Origin of the sequence: Streptosporangium sp. NBC_01810 (assembly GCF_035917355.1) — a bacterium.
Classification (GTDB): Bacteria; Actinomycetota; Actinomycetes; order Streptosporangiales; family Streptosporangiaceae; genus Streptosporangium.
In genome coordinates this window covers 3831584-3854738 of the sequence record NZ_CP109070.1, presented here as the reverse complement: position 1 = coordinate 3854738, position 23155 = coordinate 3831584, and the positions used below count along the sequence as shown (strand labels likewise).

Here is a 23155-nt window from a genome sequence, read left to right as displayed (position 1 = left end):
GTCCTGCACATCGGCGTGCCCGCACGGTATCGCGGCGATGTTAGGGGGATCACTAGTTTTCCCGGGGCCCCGGCCCGTGGGCGCGGCCGGCTCGCCAGGCCCTCTAAAGACTAGGAGTTTGCCGAGTCGCCATCGGCCTAACTTCACCGAATGAATGGCATGCTCGACGACCTTCCTCTTAACGGGAGCCTCGTCGTGCATACCGTCAGTCATCCTCTTCAACCATGCGGAGACCCGTGCTACGGCCTCCCCTTCCTGGCGGGGACGCCCCACCAGGCGAGAGCACCGGGTGCCGGTGTGCGCGGAGAGGGATGTGGTGACTGACGCGATCGACGCGGCGGCGGTGGGTGTCCTGGTACCGGTGACGTCGGCCGTACGTTTCCCGACCCCGCCCGATGTACGGAGGCTGTGATGGATACGCCCAGTGAGAAGGTCGTACAGGCGCTCCGGACCTCCATGAAGGAGGCCGAACGGCTACGGCGTCAGTACCAGAAGCTGGTCGCGGTCACAACCGAGCCGATCGCCATCGTGGCGATGAGCTGCCGGTTCCCCGGCGGGGTGTCCTCCCCTGAGGATCTGTGGCGGCTGATCGTCGAAGGTGGTGACGCCATCTCGGGCTTCCCGTCCGATCGCGACTGGGATCTCGACATGCTGTCGGGTCATGATTCGGACGGCCGGCCTCGAAGCGACACCGACAAGGGAGCCTTCATCCGCGACGTCGCGGACTTCGACCCTGGGTTCTTCGGGATCTCGCCGCGTGAGGCGCTGGCGATGGATCCGCAGCAGCGGCTGCTGCTGGAGGTGTCGTGGGAGGCCGTCGAGCGGGCCGGGATCGACGCCGCCCGGCTGCGCGGCAGCCGTACCGGGGTCTTCGTCGGGATGAGCGGTCAGGACTACTCCTACCTGATGGTGAACTCGCTGGCCGATCTCGAGGGCAACGTCGGGACCGGGATGGGCGCGGGCGCGGCCTCCGGTCGGCTTTCGTACACGCTGGGCCTGGAGGGTCCGGCGGTGACGGTGGACACCGCGTGCTCGTCATCCCTGGTGGCGTTGCACCTGGCGACGCAGGCGCTGCGCAGCGGCGACTGCTCGCTGGCGCTGGCGGGTGGGGTGACCGTGATGAGCACCCCTGGCGCGTTCGTGGAGTTCACCCGGCAGGGTGGGCTGGCGGCTGACGGCCGGTGCAAGGCGTTCGCCGACGCGGCGGACGGCACGGGGTGGGCCGAGGGCGTGGGCATGCTGGTGCTGGAGAGGTTGTCGGACGCTCAGCGCAACGGCCATCAGGTACTCGCGGTTCTGCGCGGGTCGGCGGTGAACCAGGACGGCGCGTCGAATGGCTTCACCGCGCCGAATGGTCCGTCGCAGCAGCGAGTGATTCGCCAGGCGCTGGGCAGCGCCGGGCTGAACCCCGCTGATGTGGACGTGGTCGAGGGGCACGGCACCGGTACGACGCTGGGTGACCCGATCGAGGCGCAGGCGTTGCTGGCGACCTATGGGCAGGATCGGCCGGAGGATCGGCCGTTGCTGCTGGGGTCGGTGAAGTCGAACATCGGTCACACCCAGGCGGCCGCCGGTGTGGCGGGTGTGATCAAGATGGTCATGGCGATGCGGCATGAGGTGTTGCCCAAGACGTTGCATGTGGATGCGCCGTCGTCGCATGTGGACTGGGCCTCGGGTGCGGTGGAGCTGCTGACCGAGGCCAGGGCCTGGCCTCGGGTGGATCGGCCGTGGCGGGCCGGGGTGTCGTCGTTCGGGCTCAGCGGCACCAACGCCCACGTGATCATCGAGCAGGCACCGGAGAACACACCAGTCGAGGCGAGGGCGGAGGACCAGGGCCCGGCGGCGACCGCAGGTGTGCCCCCGATGCTGATTTCGGGTCGTACGGCGGAGGCGCTGCGGGCGCAGGCCGAGCGGCTGGTGTCATACCTGGACGCCGAACCTGATCTGGATCTGGCCGACATGGCCTTCTCCCTTGTCACGACGCGATCGGTCTTCGAGCACCGGGCGGCGGTGCTGGCCGGTGCTCGCGAGGATGTCGTGGCCGGGCTGCGGGCCGTGGCCGAGGGCCGGTCGGGTGCGGGCGCCCTGCTGGGGCAGAGCGGGCGGCGAGACAAGATCGCATTCCTGTTCACCGGTCAGGGAAGCCAGCGGGCGGGGATGGGCCGGGAGCTGTATGAGCGGTTCCCGGTGTTCGCCGAGGCGTTGGACGCGGTGCTGGAGCAGTTGGACGGGGAGCCGGCCGGGCGGCCGGGTGGCGAGTCGGCCGAGCGGGTGGGCTGTTCGGTGCGTGAGGTGCTGTTCGCCGAGCCGGGTACGGCTGAGGCGGGGTTGCTGGACCAGACGGGGTGGGCGCAGTCGGCGCTGTTCGCGCTTGAGGTGGCGTTGTTCCGCCTGGTGTCCTCGTGGGGTGTCAAGCCGGATGTGCTGGCGGGGCATTCGGTGGGGGAGTTGGCGGCGGCGCATGTGGCGGGGGTGTTGTCGCTTGCCGATGCGTGCGCGTTGGTGGCCGCTCGGGGCCGGTTGATGCAGGCGTTGCCCGCGGGTGGGGCGATGGTGGCGGCGCAGGCCTCGGAGGAGGAGGTCGCCGCTCTGCTGGAGGGCCGTGAGGGTGAGGTGTCGATCGCGGCGGTGAACGGCCCGTCCTCGGTGGTGATCTCCGGGGTGGAGGAGCCGGTTCTCGGTATCGTCGCGGTGCTGGAGGAGCGGGGGATCAGGACCCGGCGGTTGCGGGTGTCGCATGCGTTCCATTCGCCGTTGATGGAGCCGATGCTGGCGGACTTCCGCGCTGTGGCTCGGACGTTGACCTACAACGCGCCGCGCGTTGCGATCGTGTCCACGGTGACCGGTGGGCCGGCCACGGCGGAGCAGTTGTGCTCGCCGGATTACTGGGTGGAGCAGGTTCGCCAGGCCGTACGCTTCGCCGACGGCATCCGCACGCTGCACGGCCAGGGCGTGCGGGCGTACTTCGAGCTCGGCCCCGACGGGGTGCTGACCGCCATGGCTCAGGACACCCTTGCCGCCGAGGAGCAGCCCGTCGCGGACCTGGTGGCGGGGTCTGACGCGGTGGTGGTGCCGGTGCTGCGCAGGGACCGGGACGAGCAGTGGTCGGTCATGTCGGCGTTGGCTCAGCTGCATGTGTGCGGGGTGGTGGTGCATTGGGAGTCGGTGCTTGCGGGTGGGCGCCGGGTGGAGTTGCCGACCTATGCGTTCCAGCGTCAGCGTTTCTGGCCTGATGGTGCGGGTTCGCGGGTGGGGAATGTGGCGGCTGCCGGGTTGGCGGCTACGGGCCATCCGTTGCTGGGGGCCGCGGTCGGGCTGGCCGGCTCCGATGGGGTGTTGCTGACCGGCCGGTTGTCGCTGTGGTCGCATCCGTGGCTGGCCGATTACGTGGTGATGGGTTCGGTACTGGTGCCGGGTTCGGCGTTCGTGGAGCTGGCGGTGCGGGCGGGTGATCAGGCCGGATGTGATGTGGTCGAGGAGCTGACCTTGACCACGCCGCTGGTGCTGGGTGAGCGGGATGCGGTCGCGGTGCAGGTGTGGGTGGGGGCGGCGGACGGGTCGGGCCGTCGTGGTGTGAGCATCTATGCCCGGACGACCGAGGCCGCCGATGAGGAGCCATGGGTTGAGCACGCGACCGGTGTGCTGACGGCCGGAGGCCGCGTCGCTGAGCGGTTCGAGACGGTGGTGTGGCCGCCGCAGGGGGCTTCCGTCATTGAGCTGGACGGGTTGTACGACCGGTTCGCCGCGGGCGGGTTCCACTACGGGCCGGTGTTCCAGGGGCTGCGGGCTGCCTGGCGGGGTGCTGACGGCGCGGTGTTCGCCGAGGTCGTTCTGCCTGAGCAGGCCGCGTCGAGCGCGGGTTCGTTCGGGTTGCATCCGGCGCTGTTGGATGCGGCGTTGCACGCGGTGTCGTTCGCCGGGCTGGACGGTGCCGAGGGCGGGCGGTTGCCGTTCTCCTGGGGTGGAGTCTGCCTGCACGCGAGTGGTGCGTCGGTGCTGCGGGTGCGGCTGGCCAGGACCGACGCTGATGCGGTCTCGGTGACGGCGGTGGACGCGGCTGGGGAGCCGGTGCTGTCGGCACGTTCACTGGTGCTGCGGCCGGTCGCAGCCGAGCTGTTCGCCGCTGCGGGAAGCGGCCGAGGGGTGGAGCGGGACGCGCTGTTCGGCTTGGAGTGGACGCCGCTGACAGATCTCCCGACCGCCGATCCGCTCCCGGTGGCGGTGCTCGGCCTGGACACGTTGGGTGTCGCTGGGACGCTGCAGGCGGCTGGGGGTTCGGGCGGGGATTCGGCGCCGGTTTATGCGGATCTGCTGTCGCTGGTGGAGGCGGGTCCGGTGCCGGGTGTGGTGGTGGCGGAAGTGGTCTCTGGCCGAGACAGCGGGGTCGTGGAGTCGGTGCACGAGTTGACCTCGCATGTTCTGGGCTTGCTGCAGGGATGGCTGGCAGATGACCGGTTCGCCGATTCGCGCCTGGTGTTCGTCACCCGGCGCGGGGTTGTGGCCGGTGTCAGTGCGGACGGTGCAGCGGCGCCGGACCCGGTCGTGGCGGCGGTACGAGGGCTTGTCCGCAGTGCTCAGTCGGAGAATCCGGGCCGGTTTGTGCTGGTCGACGTGGATGATCAGGGGTCTTCGCTCGCGACTTTGTCCGACGGGCTGTCCGCGGTTCTGGCGTCGGGTGAGCCGCAGGTGGCGGTGCGCGGCGGTGAGATGTGGGTGCCGCGCCTGGCGCGGGTGACGCCGGGTTCGGGTGTCGGCGATGACCTGGACGAGGACGGTGCCCGCTCGTGGGATCCCGAGGGCACGGTGTTGATCACTGGTGGTACCGGTGGTCTGGGCGGGTTGTTCGCGCGGCATGTGGTGGCCGAGCGTGGGGTGCGGCGTCTGCTGCTGGTCAGCCGGCGGGGAGCGGATGCGCCGGGGGCGGTGGCGTTGCAGGCGGAGCTGATCGCGCACGGGGTCGAGGTGGAGATCGCGGCGTGTGATGTGGCCGATCGGGATCAGGTGGCGGCGCTGCTGGCGCAGGTCCCGGCCGATCATCCGTTGACCGCGGTGATTCACACCGCGGGTGTGCTGGACGACGGGACGATTCCGTCGTTGTCGGCGGAGCGGCTGGATGTGGTGTTGCGGCCGAAGGTGGATGCGGCCTGGCATCTGCACGAGCTCAGCGCGGGTCTGGACCTGGCGGCGTTCGTGGTGTTCTCGTCGGTGGCGGGGACGTTCGGTGGGGCGGGTCAGGGTAACTACGCGGCGGCGAACGCGTTCTTGGACGTGTTGGCGCAGGTGCGGCGGGCGCAGGGGCTGGCGGGGTTGTCGCTGGCGTGGGGTGCCTGGGCGCAGGATGCCGGGATGACCGGGGCGCTGAGCCAGGCGGATATGCGGCGGATGGCGCGGGCGGGGATGATGCCGTTGTCGCCTGAGCAGGGTTTGGCGTTGTTCGAGGCGGCGGGTGTGGTGGGTGCTGCGGTGGTTGTGGCGGCGCGGTTTGACGTGTCGGCGGTGCGGGGGAGTGGTGAGGTGCCGCATCTGCTGCGCGGGCTGGTGCGTGGGGTTCGCCGGTCGGCGGTGTCGGTGTCGTCGGTGGGTGATGGGGTGTTGGTGGGGCGGTTGGCCGGTCTGGGGCAGGCCGATCGGATGCGGTTTGTGGTGGAGTTGGTTCGGGGTGAGGTGGCCACGGTGTTGGGGCATGCTTCGCCGCAGCTGGTGGAGGTGCGGCGGGAGTTTCGCGAGCTGGGGTTTGACTCGCTGACCGCGGTGGAGTTGCGCAACCGGTTGAACGGTGTGACGGGGTTGCGGTTGCCGTCGACGTTGGTGTTCGACTATCCGACGCCGGTGGTGCTGGCGGAGTTCCTGCTGGGCGAGCTGCTCGGCCGGCAGGCCGACGTGATCATCCCCACGTCCGTTGTGCCTGTGGCGGACGACCCGATCGTGATCGTGGGGATGGCGTGCCGCTATCCGGGCGGGGTGGGTTCGGCCGAGGATTTGTGGCGGCTGGTGGCCGAGGGCGGAGACGGGATCAGCGAGTTCCCGACGACCCGCGGTTGGGATCTCGACGGGTTGTACAACCCGGATCGGGAGCGCCGGGGGAACAGTTATGTGCGTGAGGGGGGGTTCCTGCACGAGGCGGGGGAGTTTGATCCGGGGTTCTTCGGGATCTCGCCGCGTGAGGCGCTGGCGATGGATCCGCAGCAGCGGTTGCTGTTGGAGGCCACGTGGGAGGCGATCGAGCGGGCGGGGATGGATCCGGTTTCGCTGCGCGGCAGTCGTACCGGCGTGTTCGCCGGGGTGTCGTATCACGACTATGCGTCGAGTGTGGAGTTCCCGCCGGATGTGATGAGTTTCTTCGGCACCGGTAATGCGGGGAGTGTGTTGTCGGGTCGGGTCTCCTACGCGCTGGGCTTGGAGGGTCCGGCGATGACGGTGGACACGGCGTGTTCGTCGTCGCTGGTGGCGATGCATCTGGCGGCGCAGGCGCTGCGTTCGGGTGAGTGCAGTCTGGCGTTGGCCGGTGGTGTGACGGTGATGGCGTCGCCGGGGGCGTTCATCGATTTCAGTCAGCAGGGTGGGCTGGCTCCTGATGCGCGGTGTAAGGCGTTCGCCGAGGCGGCGGACGGTACGAGTTGGGCCGAGGGTATCGGTGTGGTGGTGCTGGAGCGGTTGTCGGACGCTCGGCGCAGTGGCCACCGGGTACTCGCGGTTCTGCGTGGGTCGGCGATTAATCAGGATGGGGCGTCGAATGGTCTGACCGCGCCGAATGGTCCGTCGCAGCAGCGGGTGATTCGTCAGGCTCTGGCCGGTGCGGGTTTGAACCCGTCCGAGGTGGATGTGGTGGAGGCGCATGGGACGGGGACGACGCTGGGTGACCCGATCGAGGCGCAGGCGTTGCTGGCGACGTACGGTCAGGGTCGGCCGGAGGGTCGGCCGTTGCTGCTGGGGTCGATCAAGTCGAACATCGGTCACACGCAGGCGGCGGCGGGCGTCGCCGGTGTGATCAAGATGGTCATGGCGATGCGGCATGGGGTGTTGCCCAGGACGTTGCATGTGGATGCGCCGTCGTCGCATGTGGATTGGGCCTCGGGTGCGGTGGAGTTGTTGACCGAGGCCAGGTCGTGGCCTCGGGTGGATCGGCCGTGGCGGGCGGGGGTGTCGTCGTTCGGGATCAGTGGCACCAACGCCCACGTAATCATCGAACAAGGACCGGAGGCCGAAACCGAGGAGGCGCCACGGGGACCGGAGAGTCCGCAGAGCGAAGCCGAGCAGGGTGTGGTGCCGGTGCTGGTGTCGGGCCGGTCGGTGGAGGCGTTGCGGGCGCAGGCCGGGCGGCTGGCGTCGTTCCTGGACGGTGAGCCTGGTCTGGGGCTGGCCGATGTGGCGTTCTCGCTGGCCACGACGCGGTCGGCGTTTGAGCATCGGGCGGTGGTGCTGGCCGATGGCCGTGACGGGGTGCTGGCCGGGCTGGGTGCGCTGGCCGAGGACGGTCCGGGTGCGGGTGTGGTGCGCGGGGTGGCCGGGGCGGAGCCGCGGCTCGCGTTCCTGTTCACCGGTCAGGGGAGCCAGCGGGCGGGGATGGGCCGGGAGCTGTATGCGCGGTTCCCGGTGTTCGCGGCGGCGTTGGACGAGGTGATCGCGAAGCTGGATCCGCTGCTGGACGGGTCGGTGCGTGAGGTGCTGTTCGCCGAGCCGGGGTCGGTCGAGGCGGGGTTGCTGGATCGGACGGGGTGGGCGCAGCCGGCGCTGTTCGCGGTGGAGACGGCGTTGTTCCGGCTGGTGTCCTCGTGGGGGGTGCGGCCGGATGTGCTGGCCGGGCATTCGATCGGGGAGATCACCGCGGCGCACGTGGCCGGGGTGTTGTCGCTGGCCGATGCGTGTGCGTTGGTGGCGGGCCGGGCGCGGTTGATGCAGGCGCTCCCCGCGGGTGGGGCGATGGTGGCGGTGCAGGCCTCGGAGGAGGAGGTCGCCGAGCTGTTGGCCGGGCGGGAGAAGGAGGTGTCGGTCGCGGCGGTGAACGGCCCGGCCTCGGTGGTGATCTCCGGGGTGGAGGAGGCGGTGCTGGAGGTGGCCGCCGCCCTGGAGAAGCGGGGCATCAGGACGAAGCGGTTGCGGGTGTCGCACGCGTTCCATTCGCCGTTGATGGAGCCGATGCTGGCGGACTTCCGTGCCCTGGCGGGCGGGTTGACCTACAGTGCGCCGCGTATCGCGGTGGTGTCGAACGTGACCGGCGAGGTGGCCACGGCGGAGCAGTTGTGCTCGCCGGACTACTGGGTGGATCAGGTGCGTGGCGCGGTCCGCTTCGCCGACGGCGTCCGGACGCTGCACGCGCAGGGTGTGCGGGCGTATCTGGAGCTGGGGCCGGACGGTGTGCTGACCGCGATGGCCGCCGACACCCTCACCGCGCTCGCCGACTCGGACTCGCGGGGTTCGGACGCTCGTTCGCTTGGGGCGGATGCGTACGCGGATCCAGATGCGGTGCTGGTGCCGGTGCTGCGCAGGGGCCGTGATGAGCAGGCGGCGGTCATGGCGGCGCTGGCCGAGTTGCATGTGCACGGGGTAGCGCTCGACTGGCGTGCGGTGTTGCCGGGTGGGCGGCTGGTGGAGCTGCCGACCTACGCCTTCCAACACCAGTGGTACTGGCCCCAGGGCGCCGGTGATCGTGCGAGGAATGTGGCGGCGGCGGGCCTGGCGGCTGCGGGGCATCCGTTGCTGGGCGCGGCGGTGGGGCTGGCCGGTTCCGATGGGGTGTTGCTGACCGGCCGGTTGTCGCTGCGGTCGCATCCGTGGCTGGCCGATTACGCGGTGATGGGTTCGGTGGTGGTGCCGGGTACGGCGTTCCTGGAGTTGGCGATCCGGGCGGGTGATCAGGTCGGCTGTGATGTGGTGGAGGAGCTGACGCTGGCCGCGCCGTTGGTGCTGGGTGAGCGGGACGCGTTGGCGGTGCAGGTGTGGGTGGCTGCCGCCGCGGAGTCGGGTCGTCGTGGTGTGAACATCTACGCGCGGCCGGCGGAGGCGGCTGAGGATGAGCCGTGGGTGGAGCACGCCGCGGGGATTTTGGCGGTGGATGGCCGGTACGCGGGGGCCGGTGGCCGGAGTGTGGAGTTCGACACCGCGGTGTGGCCGCCGCAGGGCGCGATCGCGATCGAGCTGGACGGGTTGTACGAGTGGCTTGCCGGGGACGGGCTGAGCTATGGGCCGGTGTTCCAGGGGCTGCGGGCTGCCTGGCGGGGTGCTGACGGCGCGGTGTTCGCCGAGGTCGCTCTGCCTGAGCAGGCCGCGTCGAGCGCGGGTTCGTTCGGGTTGCATCCGGCGCTGTTGGATGCGGCGTTGCATGCGGTTTCGTTCGCCGGGCTGGACGGTGCCGAGGGCGGGCGGTTGCCGTTCTCCTGGGGTGGAGTCTGCCTGCACGCGGGTGGTGCGTCGGTGCTGCGGGTGCGGCTGGCCAAGACGGGCGACGATTCGGTTTCGGTGAGCGCGGTGGACGCCACCGGGGAGCCGGTGCTGTCGGCACGTTCGCTGGTGCTGCGGCCGGTCTCCGCCGATCAGCTCGCGGTCGCCTCCGGCGGTCGCGGGGCGGGGCGGGACCCGCTGTTCGAGGTGGAGTGGTCGCCGCTGACGGAGCTTTCGACGGCCGATGCGGTGCCGGTGGCGGTGCTCGGTCTCGACCTCCTAGGGGTCGCCGCCGCCTGGGAGACGGTCGGTCAGCCGGCTCAGGTTCACGCGGATCTGTCGGTCCTGGCGGATCCGGTACCCGGCGTGATAGTGGCCGAGGCGATCTCGGACCCGGCGTGCGGAGTGGTGGAGTCGGCGCATGAGCTGGCCGCCCGGGTGCTGGATGTGGTGCAGCGATGGCTGGCCGATGACCGGTTCGTCGACTCCCGCTTGGTGGTTCTCACCAGTGGTGCGATTGAGGCGCGGGAAGGGGACGCGGTCACCGATCTGCCGGCCGCCGGGGTGTGGGGTCTGGTGCGCAGTGCGCAGCTGGAGAACCCGGGCCGGTTCGTGCTGGTGGACGTGGGCGGGCGGGAGTCTTCACTGTCGGCGCTGCCGGGGATGTTGGCCGGGGTGCTGGCGTCGGGTGAGCCGCAGGTGGCGGTGCGCGGGGGTGAGATGTGGGTGCCGCGCCTGGCGCGGGTGACGCCGGGTTCGGGTGTCGGCGATGACCTGGACGAGGACGGTGCCCGCTCGTGGGATCCCGAGGGCACGGTGTTGATCACTGGTGGTACCGGTGGTCTGGGCGGGTTGTTCGCGCGGCATGTGGTGGCCGAGCGTGGGGTGCGGCGTCTGCTGCTGGTCAGCCGGCGGGGAGCGGATGCGCCGGGGGCGGTGGCGTTGCAGGCGGAGCTGATCGCGCACGGGGTCGAGGTGGAGATCGCGGCGTGTGATGTGGCCGATCGGGATCAGGTGGCGGCGCTGCTGGCGCAGGTCCCGGCCGATCATCCGTTGACCGCGGTGATTCACACCGCGGGTGTGCTGGACGACGGGACGATTCCGTCGTTGTCGGCGGAGCGGCTGGATGTGGTGTTGCGGCCGAAGGTGGATGCGGCCTGGCATCTGCACGAGCTCAGCGCGGGTCTGGACCTGGCGGCGTTCGTGGTGTTCTCGTCGGTGGCGGGGACGTTCGGTGGGGCGGGTCAGGGTAACTACGCGGCGGCGAACGCGTTCTTGGACGTGTTGGCGCAGGTGCGGCGGGCGCAGGGGCTGGCGGGGTTGTCGCTGGCGTGGGGTGCCTGGGCGCAGGATGCCGGGATGACCGGGGCGCTGAGCCAGGCGGATATGCGGCGGATGGCGCGGGCGGGGATGATGCCGTTGTCGCCTGAGCAGGGTTTGGCGTTGTTCGAGGCGGCGGGTGTGGTGGGTGCTGCGGTGGTTGTGGCGGCGCGGTTTGACGTGTCGGCGGTGCGGGGGAGTGGTGAGGTGCCGCATCTGCTGCGCGGGCTGGTGCGTGGGGTTCGCCGGTCGGCGGTGTCGGTGTCGTCGGTGGGTGATGGGGTGTTGGTGGGGCGGTTGGCCGGTCTGGGGCAGGCCGATCGGATGCGGTTTGTGGTGGAGTTGGTTCGGGGTGAGGTGGCCACGGTGTTGGGGCATGCTTCGCCGCAGCTGGTGGAGGTGCGGCGGGAGTTTCGCGAGCTGGGGTTTGACTCGCTGACCGCGGTGGAGTTGCGCAACCGGTTGAACGGTGTGACGGGGTTGCGGTTGCCGTCGACGTTGGTGTTCGACTATCCGACGCCGGTGGTGCTGGCGGAGTTCCTGCTGGGCGAGCTGCTCGGCCGGCAGGCCGACGTGATCATCCCCACGTCCGTTGTGCCTGTGGCGGACGACCCGATCGTGATCGTGGGGATGGCGTGCCGCTATCCGGGCGGGGTGGGTTCGGCCGAGGATTTGTGGCGGCTGGTGGCCGAGGGCGGAGACGGGATCAGCGAGTTCCCGACGACCCGCGGTTGGGATCTCGACGGGTTGTACAACCCGGATCGGGAGCGCCGGGGGAACAGTTATGTGCGTGAGGGGGGGTTCCTGCACGAGGCGGGGGAGTTCGATCCGGGGTTCTTCGGGATCTCGCCGCGTGAGGCGCTGGCGATGGATCCGCAGCAGCGGTTGCTGCTGGAGGCCACGTGGGAGGCGATCGAGCGGGCGGGGATGGATCCGGTTTCGCTGCGCGGCAGTCGTACCGGCGTGTTCGCCGGGGTGTCGTATCACGACTATGCGTCGAGTGTGGAGTTCCCGCCGGATGTGATGAGTTTCTTCGGCACCGGTAATGCGGGGAGTGTGTTGTCGGGTCGGGTCTCCTACGCGCTGGGCTTGGAGGGTCCGGCGATGACGGTGGACACGGCGTGTTCGTCGTCGCTGGTGGCGATGCATCTGGCGGCGCAGGCGCTGCGTTCGGGTGAGTGCAGTCTGGCGTTGGCCGGTGGTGTGACGGTGATGGCGTCGCCGGGGGCGTTCATCGATTTCAGTCAGCAGGGTGGGCTGGCTCCTGATGCGCGGTGTAAGGCGTTCGCCGAGGCGGCGGACGGTACGAGTTGGGCCGAGGGTATCGGTGTGGTGGTGCTGGAGCGGTTGTCGGACGCTCGGCGCAGTGGCCACCGGGTACTCGCGGTTCTGCGTGGGTCGGCGATCAATCAGGATGGGGCGTCGAATGGGTTGACCGCGCCGAATGGTCCGTCGCAGCAGCGGGTGATTCGTCAGGCTTTGGCCGGTGCGGGTTTGAACCCGTCCGAGGTGGATGTGGTGGAGGCGCATGGGACGGGGACGACGCTGGGTGACCCGATCGAGGCGCAGGCGTTGCTGGCGACGTACGGTCAGGGGCGGCCGGAGGGTCGGCCGTTGCTGCTGGGGTCGATCAAGTCGAACATCGGTCACACCCAGGCGGCGGCGGGTGTCGCCGGTGTGATCAAGATGGTCATGGCGATGCGGCATGGGGTGTTGCCCAGGACGTTGCATGTGGATGCGCCGTCGTCGCATGTGGACTGGGCCTCGGGTGCGGTGGAGTTGCTGACCGAGCAGGTGGAGTGGCCGCGGGTGGATCGGCCGTGGCGGGCGGGGGTGTCGTCGTTCGGGATCAGTGGCACCAACGCCCACGTGATCATCGAACAAGCGGTGGAATCTCCGGAAGCCGCGGACGAGGACGCTCCGCAGGACCACGCACCGGTTGCCGGTGTGGTGCCGGTGCTGGTGTCGGGCCGGTCGGTGGAGGCGTTGCGGGCGCAGGCCGGGCGGCTGGCGTCGTTCCTGGACGGTGAGCCTGGTCTGGGGCTGGCCGATGCGGCGTTCTCGCTGGCCACGACGCGGTCGGCGTTCGAGCATCGGGCCGTGGTGGTAGCCGCCGACCGTGAGGGTGTGCTGGCCGGGCTGGGTGCGCTGGCCGAGGACGGTCCGGGTGCGGGTGTGGTGCGCGGGGTGGCCGGGGCGGAGCCGCGGCTCGCGTTCCTGTTCACCGGTCAGGGGAGCCAGCGGGCGGGGATGGGCCGGGAGCTGTATGCGCGGTTCCCGGTGTTCGCGGCGGCGTTGGACGAGGTGATCGCGAAGCTGGATCCGCTGCTGGACGGGTCGGTGCGCGAGGTGCTGTTCGCCGAGCCGGGCAGTGCGCAGGCGGAGGCGGGGTTGCTGGATCAGACGGGGTGGGCGCAGCCGGCGCTGTTCGCGGTGGAGACGGCGTTGTTCCGGCTGGTGTCCTCGTGGGGGGTGCGGCCGGATGTGCTGGCCGGTCATTCGATCGGGGAGATCACCGCGGCGCACGTGGCCGGGGTGCTGTCCCTGAGTGATGCGTGTGCGTTGGTGGCGGGCCGGGCGCGGTTGATGCAGGCGCTCCCCTCCGGTGGGGCGATGGTGGCGGTGCAGGCCTCGGAGGAGCAGGTCGTCAAGCTGTTGGCCGGGCGGGAGAAGGAGGTGTCGGTCGCGGCGGTGAACGGCCCGGTCTCGGTGGTGATCTCCGGGGCCGAGCAGCCGGTCCTTGAGGTCGCCGCGGCGTTGGAGGGGCGGGGGGTCAGGACGAAGCGGTTGCGGGTGTCGCACGCGTTCCATTCGCCGTTGATGGAGCCGATGCTGGCGGACTTCCGCACGCTGGCGAGCAGGCTCACCTACGGCGCGCCGAGGGTTCCGATCGTGTCCACCCTGACCGGGCAGGCGGCCACGGCCGAGCAGCTGTGCTCGCCGGACTACTGGGTGGATCAGGTGCGTGGCACGGTCCGCTTCGCCGACGGCGTCCGGACGCTGCACGCGCAGGGTGTGCGGGCGTATCTGGAGCTGGGGCCGGACGGTGTGCTGACCGCGATGGCGGCCGACACCCTCGCCGTCGACTCGGATCAGCTCATTGCGGATGCGGTCTCGGGGGCGGATGCGGTGCTGGTGCCGGTGCTGCGCAGGGGCCGTGATGAGCAGGCGGCGGTCATGGCGGCGCTGGCCGAGTTGCATGTGCACGGGGTAGCGCTCGACTGGCGTGCGGTGTTGCCGGGTGGGCGGCGGGTGGAGCTGCCGACCTACGCCTTCCAGCGTCAGCTGTTCTGGCCGGCCGGCAAGCGGATCGGGGATGCCCGCACTCTGGGCTTGGCCGCGGCGGAGCATCCGCTGCTGAGCGCTTCCGTTAACCTGGCCGACTCCGACGGTGTGCTGCTGACCGGCCGGTTGTCCGTGCGGTCGCATCCGTGGCTGGCCGACCATGTCGTGGGCGGGATGGTGGTGTTCCCCGGCACCGGGTTCCTGGAGCTGGCGATCCGGGCCGGTGACCAGGTCGGCTGCGACCTGGTCGAGGAGCTGACGCTGGCCGCGCCGCTGGTGCTGGGTGCGGATGACGCTGTCGCGGTGCAGGTGTCGGTGGGTGCCCGGGACGAGTCAGGCAGGCGCCTGCTCAACATCTACGCCCGCCCGGCCGAGGCTGAGGATCACACACCGTGGATACGGCACGCCACCGGCATGCTGATGACCACCGGCCCTGCCACCGAGGCCGGTGGCCCGGTCGCCGGGTTCGACGCCACGGTGTGGCCGCCGCAGGGCGCGACCGCGATCGAGCTGGACGGGCTGTACGACCGGCTTGCCGAGGGCGGGCTCGGCTATGGGCCGGTGTTCCAGGGTCTGAAAGCGGCCTGGCGGGGCGGGGGTGGCGAGGTGTTCGCCGAGGTCGCTCTGCCGGAGCAGGTCGCTGACGCCGGTTTGTTCAATATGCATCCAGCGTTGCTCGACTCTGCGCTGCACTCGGTGCCGTTCACCGGGCTGGAGTCGGCGGGGGGCGGCAGGTTGCCGTTCTCCTGGAGCACTGTGAGCCTGCAGGCCGGAGGCGCGTCGGCGTTGCGTGTGCGGCTGGCCACGATCGGCGTCGATTCGGTGTCGCTGACCGCGGTGGACGCCGCCGGGGCGCCGGTGCTGTCGGCGCGCTCCTTGGTACTGCGTCCGGTCTCGGTCGACCAGCTTGCGGCGGCTTCCCAAGACCGTGGGGTGGAGCGGGACGCGCTGTTCCAGTTGGATTGGATCGCCGTGCCGATGACGGTCTCCCCGGTGGACGCCGTGATCGGGTTGGAGGTGGCCGAGCTCACCGGCGACCTCGATTCGCTGGAGCTGCCGTTCGGCAGGGCGCCTGAACTGGTGACCGTCGAGGTCGACGTGGCTGACTCCGCGGACGTGGTGGAGTCGGCGCACGCGCTGACCACGCGTGTGCTGAGCCTGCTGCAGCAGTGGCTGGCCGATGAGCGGTTCAGCGACTCGCGCCTGGTGTTCGTCACCCGGGGCGCGGTCGCGACCGGTGCCGGCGAGGCTGTGTCGAATCCGGCTGCGGCCACCGTGTGGGGACTGGTCCGTAGCGCCGAGGCGGAAAATCCGGGCCGCTTCCTGCTGGCCGATGTGGAGGAGCAGGAGACGGCCCTGTCGGCGCTGCCCGTCCTGCTGGCCTGCGGTGAACAACAGGTGGCGGTGCGCGATTACGAAGCACGGGTTCCCCGCCTCGCCCGGCTGTCACCGGATGAGCACGGTGCACGGGCCTGGAACCCTGAGGGCACGGTGTTGATCACCGGTGGGACCGGCGGCCTGGGCGCGCAGTTGGCTCGGCATCTGGTGACCGAGCATGAGGTACGGCACCTGCTGCTGGTGAGCCGCCGGGGTCTGGATGCTCCCGGTGCGGCGGAGCTGCGGACGGACCTGGCCGCGCAGGGCGCGCAGGTGAGCATCGTCGCGTGTGACGTGGCCGACCGGGACGCGGTGGCGGCGCTGCTGGCGCAGGTGGACGCCGGGCATCCGCTGACCGCGGTGGTCCACACCGCCGGTGTGCTGGACGATGGGACGATCGCCTCGCTGACACCCGAGCGTTTGGGCGAAGTGTTGCGTCCCAAGGTGGATGCCGCCTGGAATCTGCACGAGCTCACCCGTGACGAGGACCTGGCCGAGTTCATTGTGTTCTCGTCGGTGGCGGGCACGTTCGGCGGGCCCGGGCAGGGCAACTACGCGGCGGCCAACGCGTTCCTGGACGCGCTGGTCCAGCACCGGAGGGCCGCGGGATTGCCGGCGCTGTCGCTGGCATGGGGCCCGTGGTCGCAGGACGTCGGGATGACCAGCCGGTTGTCGCAGGTGGACGTTCAGCGGCTGAGCATGAGCGGCCTGCTGCCGATCTCGCCCGCACAGGGCATGGCGTTGTTCGACGCGGCCGTGGCGTCCAGTGAGTCGGCAGTGGCTGCGGTCCGGTTGAACATGTCGGCGTTGCGGGCGCATGAGGAGCTGCCGCCGATGCTGACCGGGCTGGTTCCCGCCGTACGCCGCTCGACGGCCGCCGCCCCGCAGGTACGGAGCAAACTGCCGCAGCGACTGGCTCCGCTGGGTGCCGCAGAACGCCTCGAGGTCCTGCTGGATGTGGTGCGGATCGAGGTGGCGCTGGTACTGGGGCACGCCACGCCGGACACGGTGGAGGTGCGGCGGGAGTTCCGCGAGCTGGGGTTCGACAGCCTCACCGCGATCGAGTTGCGCAACCGGCTGAATGCCGCGACAGGGCTGCGCCTGTCGGCCACGCTGGTGTTCGACTACCCCACGCCGACCGTGCTGGCCAAACACCTGCTTGACGAGCTGATGGGTGCGCAGGCGGATGTCGTGGACACGGCACCGCCGGTGCTGCCGCCGGTGGCCGACGACCCGATCGTGATCGTGGGGATGGCGTGCCGCTATCCGGGCGGGGTGAGTTCCGCCGAGGATCTGTGGCGGCTGGTGGCCGAGGGCGGAGACGGGATCAGCGAGTTCCCGACGACCCGCGGTTGGGATCTCGACGGGTTGTACAACCCGGATCGGGAGCGCCGGGGGAACAGTTATGTGCGTGAGGGGGGGTTCCTGCACGAGGCGGGGGAGTTTGATCCGGGGTTCTTCGGGATCTCGCCGCGTGAGGCGCTGGCGATGGATCCGCAGCAGCGGTTGCTGCTTGAGGTGTCGTGGGAGGCGATCGAGCGGGCGGGGATGGACCCGGTCTCGCTGCGCGGCAGTCGTACCGGCGTGTTCGCCGGGGTGATGCACCATGACTACACATCGAGTCGTCTGGAGTTCCCTCCGGACGTGATGAGCTTCATGGGGACCGGCACCGCCGGAAGTGTGCTGTCCGGCCGGATCTCCTACCTGTTCGGGCTGGAGGGCCCGGCGGTGACCGTGGACACCGCGTGCTCGTCGTCGCTGGTGGCGACGCATCTTGCGGCGCAGGCGCTGCGCGGGGGTGACTGCTCGCTGGCGCTGGCCGGTGGTGTGACCGTGATGGCAACCCCGGGAGCGTTCATCGACTTCAGCGCCCAGGGCGGGCTGGCCGGCGACGGCCGGTGCAAGTCCTACTCGGATGCGGCCGACGGGGTGAGCTGGTCCGAGGGTGTGGGCGTGCTGGTGCTGGAGCGGTTGTCGGACGCGCGCCGCAACGGCCACCAGGTGCTGGCGGTCGTGCGCAGCTCGGCGATCAACCAGGACGGTGCGTCGAACGGTTTGACCGCGCCGAACGGCCCGTCCCAGCAGCGGATGATCCGCCAGGCGCTGGCCGGTGCCGGGTTGTCTCCGGCCGAGGTGGACGTGGTGGAGGGTCACGGGACCGGGACGACGCTGGGTGACCCGATCGAGGCGCAGGCCCTGCTGGCGACGTACGGTCAGGAGCGGCCGGAGGGTCGGCCGTTGCTGCTGGGTTCGGTGAAGTCGAACATCGGTCACACGCAGGCCGCCGCCGGTGTGGCGGGTGTGATCAAGATGGTCATGGCGATGCGGCACGGGGTGCTGCCCCGGACGTTGCATGTGGACGAGCCGTCGTCGCACGTGGACTGGGCCTCTGGTGCGGTGAAGTTGCTGACCGAGCCGGTGGAGTGGCCGGAGACCGGTCGTTCGCGCCGGGCGGCGGTGTCGTCGTTCGGGATCAGCGGCACCAACGCGCACGTGATCATCGAGCAGGGCCCAGTGGAGCAGGACGCGGAAACTCCGGATGTGGCGGCCGAGGGCCCGGCGCCTGTAGCGGATCAGGACGTGCCGGTGCCGGTGCTGGTGTCGGGGCGGACCGATCAGGCGTTGCGGGCGCAGGCTGAGCGGCTGGCGTCGTACATGGCCGGCGAGCCTGATCTGGGGCTGGCCGATGCGGCGTTCTCGCTGGCCACGACGCGGTCGGCGTTCGAGCATCGGGCCGTGGTGGTAGCCGCCGACCGTGAGGGTGTGCTGGCCGGGCTGGGTGCGCTGGCCGAGGACGGTCCGGGTGCGGGTGTGGTGCGCGGGGTGGCCGGGGCGGAGCCGCGGCTCGCGTTCCTGTTCACCGGTCAGGGGAGCCAGCGGGCGGGGATGGGCCGGGAGCTGTATGCGCGGTTCCCGGTGTTCGCGGCGGCGTTGGACGAGGTGATCGCGAAGCTGGATCCGCTGCTTGACGGGTCGGTGCGCGAGGTGCTGTTCGCCGAGCCGGGCAGTGACCAGGCGCAGGCGGGGTTGCTGGATCGGACCGGGTGGGCGCAGCCGGCGCTGTTCGCGGTGGAGACGGCGTTGTTCCGGCTGGTGTCCTCGTGGGGGGTGCGGCCGGATGTGCTGGCGGGGCATTCGATCGGGGAGATCACCGCGGCGCACGTGGCCGGGGTGCTGTCCCTGAGTGATGCGTGTGCGTTGGTGGCGGGCCGGGCGCGGTTGATGCAGGCACTTCCCTCCGGTGGGGCGATGGTGGCGGTGCAGGCCTCGGAGGAGCAGGTCGTCAAGCTGTTGGCCGGGCGGGAGAAGGAGGTGTCGGTCGCGGCGGTGAACGGCCCGGTCTCGGTGGTGATCTCCGGGGCCGAGCAGCCGGTCCTTGAGGTCGCCGCGGCGTTGGAGGGGCGGGGGGTCAGGACGAAGCGGTTGCGGGTGTCGCACGCGTTCCATTCGCCGTTGATGGAGCCGATGCTGGCGGACTTCCGCACGCTGGCGAGCAGGCTCACCTACGGCGCGCCGAGGGTTCCGATCGTGTCCACTCTGACCGGGCAGGCGGCCACGGCCGAGCAGTTGTGCTCGCCGGACTACTGGGTGGATCAGGTGCGTGGCACGGTCCGCTTCGCCGACGGCGTCCGTGCTCTGCACGCGCAGGGTGTGCGGGCGTATCTGGAGCTCGGCCCCGACGGCGTGTTGACCGCGATGGCCGCCGACACGCTCGCGGCCGAGTCTGATGCGGACGCGCACGAGTCGGACGCTGTGCTGGTGCCGGTGCTGCGTAAGGACCGCGACGAGCGGATCGCGTCCATGACGGCGCTTGCCGAGCTGCACGTGCACGGGGTGGCAGTGGATTGGCAGGCCGTCCTCCCCGGCGCTCGCCGGGTCGACCTGCCGACGTATGCCTTCCAGCATCAGCGGTTCTGGCCCAAGGGGCCGGCATCTCGCGTGGGCAATGTGGCTGCGGCCGGGCTGGCGACAGCCGGCCACCCGCTGCTGGGCGCCGCCGTGGGCCTGGCCGACTCCGACGGTGTGCTGCTGACCGGGCGCCTGTCGGTGCGGTCGCATCCGTGGCTGGCCGATCACGCGGTGGCCGGGACGGTGATCTTCCCGGGTACCGGGTTCCTGGAGCTGGCGATCCGGGCGGGTGACCAGGCCGGTTGCGACCTGGTGGAGGAGCTGACCCTGACCGCGCCGCTGGTGCTGGGCGAGACCGACGCCGTCGCGGTGCAGGTGTGGGTGGGCGCCGCACAGGAGACGGGCCACCGGAGCGTGAACGTTTACGCCCGGTCGGCCGAGGCCGCGAACGACGTGCCGTGGGTACGGCACGCCACCGGCACCTTCGCGACAGGCACCCCCACCATCGGTTCTGCGGACGCCGCGCCGTTCGACGCGGCAGTGTGGCCCCCGGCCGGCGCGACCGCTATCAAGCTGGACGGGTTGTACGAGGAACTGGCCGCGGGCGGGTTCGGATACGGCCCGGTCTTCCGGAATCTGCGCGCCGCCTGGTACGGCGCCGACGGTGAGGTGTTCGCCGAGGTCGCGCTGCCTGAGCAGGTCGGTGACGCCGGTTCGTTCGGGCTGCATCCGGCGTTGCTGGACGCGGCGCTGCACGCGGTGCCGTTCGTCGGGCTGGAGCCGGTGGAGGGGGGCCGGTTGCCGTTCTCTTGGGGGCAGGTGAGCCTGCGCGCGGGTGGTGCGTCGGTTCTGCGGGTGCGCCTGGCCAAGACGGGTGACGATTCCGTGTCGCTGATCGCGGTGGATCCCGCCGGGGAGCCGGTGCTGTCGGCGCGTTCGCTGGTGCTGCGGCCGATCGCGACCGACCAGCTCGCCGTCGGCGGCGGTCGTGGTGCGGAGCGGGATGGGCTGTTCCGGCTGGATTGGACCGTGCTTTCCGAGGTTCCGGTGGCTGGTCCGGTGCCGGTGGCGGTGGTCGGTTTCTCGGGGTTCGAGCCGGATGCCTTGGGGTTTGCGGCGGTGTGGGGGGCGGCCGGGCAGTCGGTGATGGTTCATCGGGATCTGTCGGTGTTGGGCGAGGCGGGGCCGGTGCCGGAGGTGGTGCTGGCCGAGGTCGCGGCCGGGTCGGCCGGGGATGCGGTGGTCTCGGCGCATGAGGTGACGGCCGGGGTGCTGGGTCTGTTGCAGGGGTGGCTGGCCGATGAGCGGTGTGCTGGTTCGCGGCTGGTGGTGGTGACGCGGGGTGCGGTGTCCGCGGGTGAGGGTGAGTCGGTGGCGGATCTGGGTGCGGCCGGGGTGTGGGGGTTGGTGCGTAGCGCGCAGTCGGAGAATCCGGGCCGGTTCGTGCTGGTCGACGTGGACGGGCAGGAGTCCTCGCTGTCGGCATTGCCGGGGATTCTGGCCGGTCTGCCGGCTTCGGGTGAGCCGCAGGTGGCGGTGCGTGACGGTGGGGTGCGGGCGCCGAGGTTGGCGTCGCTGGTGTCGGGGGCGGGTCTGCTGCCTCCGGCCGGTGAGGTGGCGTGGCGGTTGGGCAGCCGGGCCAAGGGCAGTCTGGAGGCGCTGGAGTTGCTCGCGTTCCCGGAGGTGGCCGAGCCGTTGGGAGCGGGGCAGGTGCGGGTGGCGGTGCGTGCGGCGGGGGTGAACTTCCGGGATCTGCTGGACGGGTTGAACGCGCTGGGCTGGTTCCAGGACAAGGTCGGGCTGATGGGTGGTGAGGCCGCCGGGGTGGTGCTGGAGGTCGGCCCCGAGGTCGACGACCTGCGTCCGGGCGACCGGGTGGTCGGTCTGGCCGAAGGCTCGTTCGGCCCGGTGACGGTCACTCACGCCCGAGCCCTGGCCAAGATTCCTGACGGGGTCTCGTTCGAGCAGGCCGCGACGATTCCGGTGGTGTTCCTGACGGCCTACTACGGGCTGATGGACCTGGCCGGGCTGCGGGAGGGCGAGCGGCTGCTGGTGCACGCCGGCACCGGCGGTGTGGGCATGGCGGCGATTCAGCTGGCCCAGCGGCTGGGGGTGGAGGTGTTCGCCACGGCCAGCCCGGCCAAGTGGGAGGTGCTGCGTTCGCTGGGCATCCCGGACGATCACATCGCCTCGTCGCGCACCCTGGAGTTCGAGGAGCGGTTCCGCGCGGTGTGTGGTGAGCGGGGCATCGACGTGGTGCTCAACTCGCTGACCGGGGAGTTCATCGACGCCTCGGCGCGGCTGCTGCGTCCGGGTGGCCGGTTCGTCGAGATGGGCAAGCTGGACATCCGTGACCAGGAGCGGTTCCCCGGGCTGGTGTATCACTGGTTCGACGTGCTGGACGCCGAGCCTGAGCGGTTGCGGCAGATCCTGGCCGAGTTGATGGAGCTGTTCGCGGCCGGTGAGTTGCGGCCGTTGCCGTTCACGGCGTGGGATGTGCGCCGGGGCCGGGATGCCTTCCGGTTCATGAGTCAGGCCCGGCACACCGGCAAGATCGTGCTGACCATGCCCCGGGTCTGGAACCCGGAGGGCACCGTGCTGATCACCGGTGGCACCGGTGGTCTGGGTGCGGAGGTGGCCCGGCATCTGGTGGCCGAGCGTGGGACGCGGCATCTGCTGCTGGCCGGACGCAGGGGCCTGGAGGCTCCGGGTGCGGTGGAGTTGCGGGCCGAGCTGATCGCCCATGGGGTCGAGGTCACGGTCGCCGCCTGTGATGTGGCCGACCGGGATCAGGTGGCGGCGCTGCTGGCGCAGGTCGATCCCGAGCACCCGCTGACCGCGGTGATCCACACCGCGGGTGTGCTGGACGACGGCACGATCACCTCGCTGACGCCGGAGCGGCTGGACGCGGTGCTGCGGCCGAAGGTCGACGCGGCCTGGTATCTACACGAGCTGACCCAGGGCCTGGATCTGGCCGGGTTCGTGGTGTTCTCCTCGCTGGCCGGGCTGATGGGCGGCGGCGGTCAGGGCAACTACGCGGCGGCCAACGCCTGGCTGGACGCGCTGATGGCGCGGCGGCAGGCACAGGGGCTGCCGGGGCTGTCGCTGGCCTGGGGTTTGTGGGCGCAGGCCACCGGGATGACCGGGGACATGTCGCAGGCCGATGTGCAGCGGATGGCCGCCGCCGGGCTGCCGCCGATCACCACCGAACAGGGACTGGCGCTGCTCGACGCCGCCCTCGGCTCGGACTCACCGCTGGTGATCCCGGTCCAGCTGAACCCGCCCGCACTGCCGCAAGAGCAGGTGCCGCCGCTGTTCCGCGGGCTGGTGCGCGGCACCCGCCGTACGGCCGCCGCGCTGTCGGCAGCCGGAGGTGGTGGCGCGGGCGAGGCACTGTCCCGGCAGCTGGCCGGCCTGGCCCACCCCAAGCGGATCCGCATGCTGTCCGACCTTGTTCGCACCCAGGCCGCCGCCGTCCTCGGACACTCCGACTCCGCGGCGGTGGAAGTACGGCGCGAATTCCGCGAGCTGGGCTTCGACTCGCTGACCGCGATCGAGCTGCGCAACCGGCTCAACGCCGCCACCGGGCTGCGCCTGCCGGCCACCCTCATCTTCGACTACCCCACCCCCGCTGTCCTTGCCGAACAACTCCTCGCGGAAATCGCTCCCGGGGAACCCACAGCCGCGAAGCCGTCGTTGCTGGCCGACCTCGACCGATTCGAGGCCGCACTTTCCGAGGACGCGCTCGACGAAATCACTCGGAACGGTATCGCGACACGGCTCCGGCAGCTGCTGGGGAAGGTGAGCGAGAGTGACCCAGGAACTAGTGAAATCGCTGTCGTAGACATGCTCGAATCAGCGAGTGCCGAAGACATCCTCGGCATCATCGAAAGCGAACTGGGCTACCTGAAAGACCTGTGATCCCGGCTCGCCTCGGAACACTTCG

General features: G+C 70.7%; 1 protein-coding gene. It reads left to right on the top strand.

Annotated elements, in window-relative coordinates; genetic code table 11:
• Window positions 1-411 precede the first annotated feature (411 nt).
• Window positions 412-23130, top strand: a complete 22719-nt coding sequence (locus OIE13_RS16660) for an SDR family NAD(P)-dependent oxidoreductase (protein ID WP_326830209.1) — start codon at window positions 412-414, stop codon at window positions 23128-23130.
• Window positions 23131-23155: the final 25 nt, after the last annotated feature.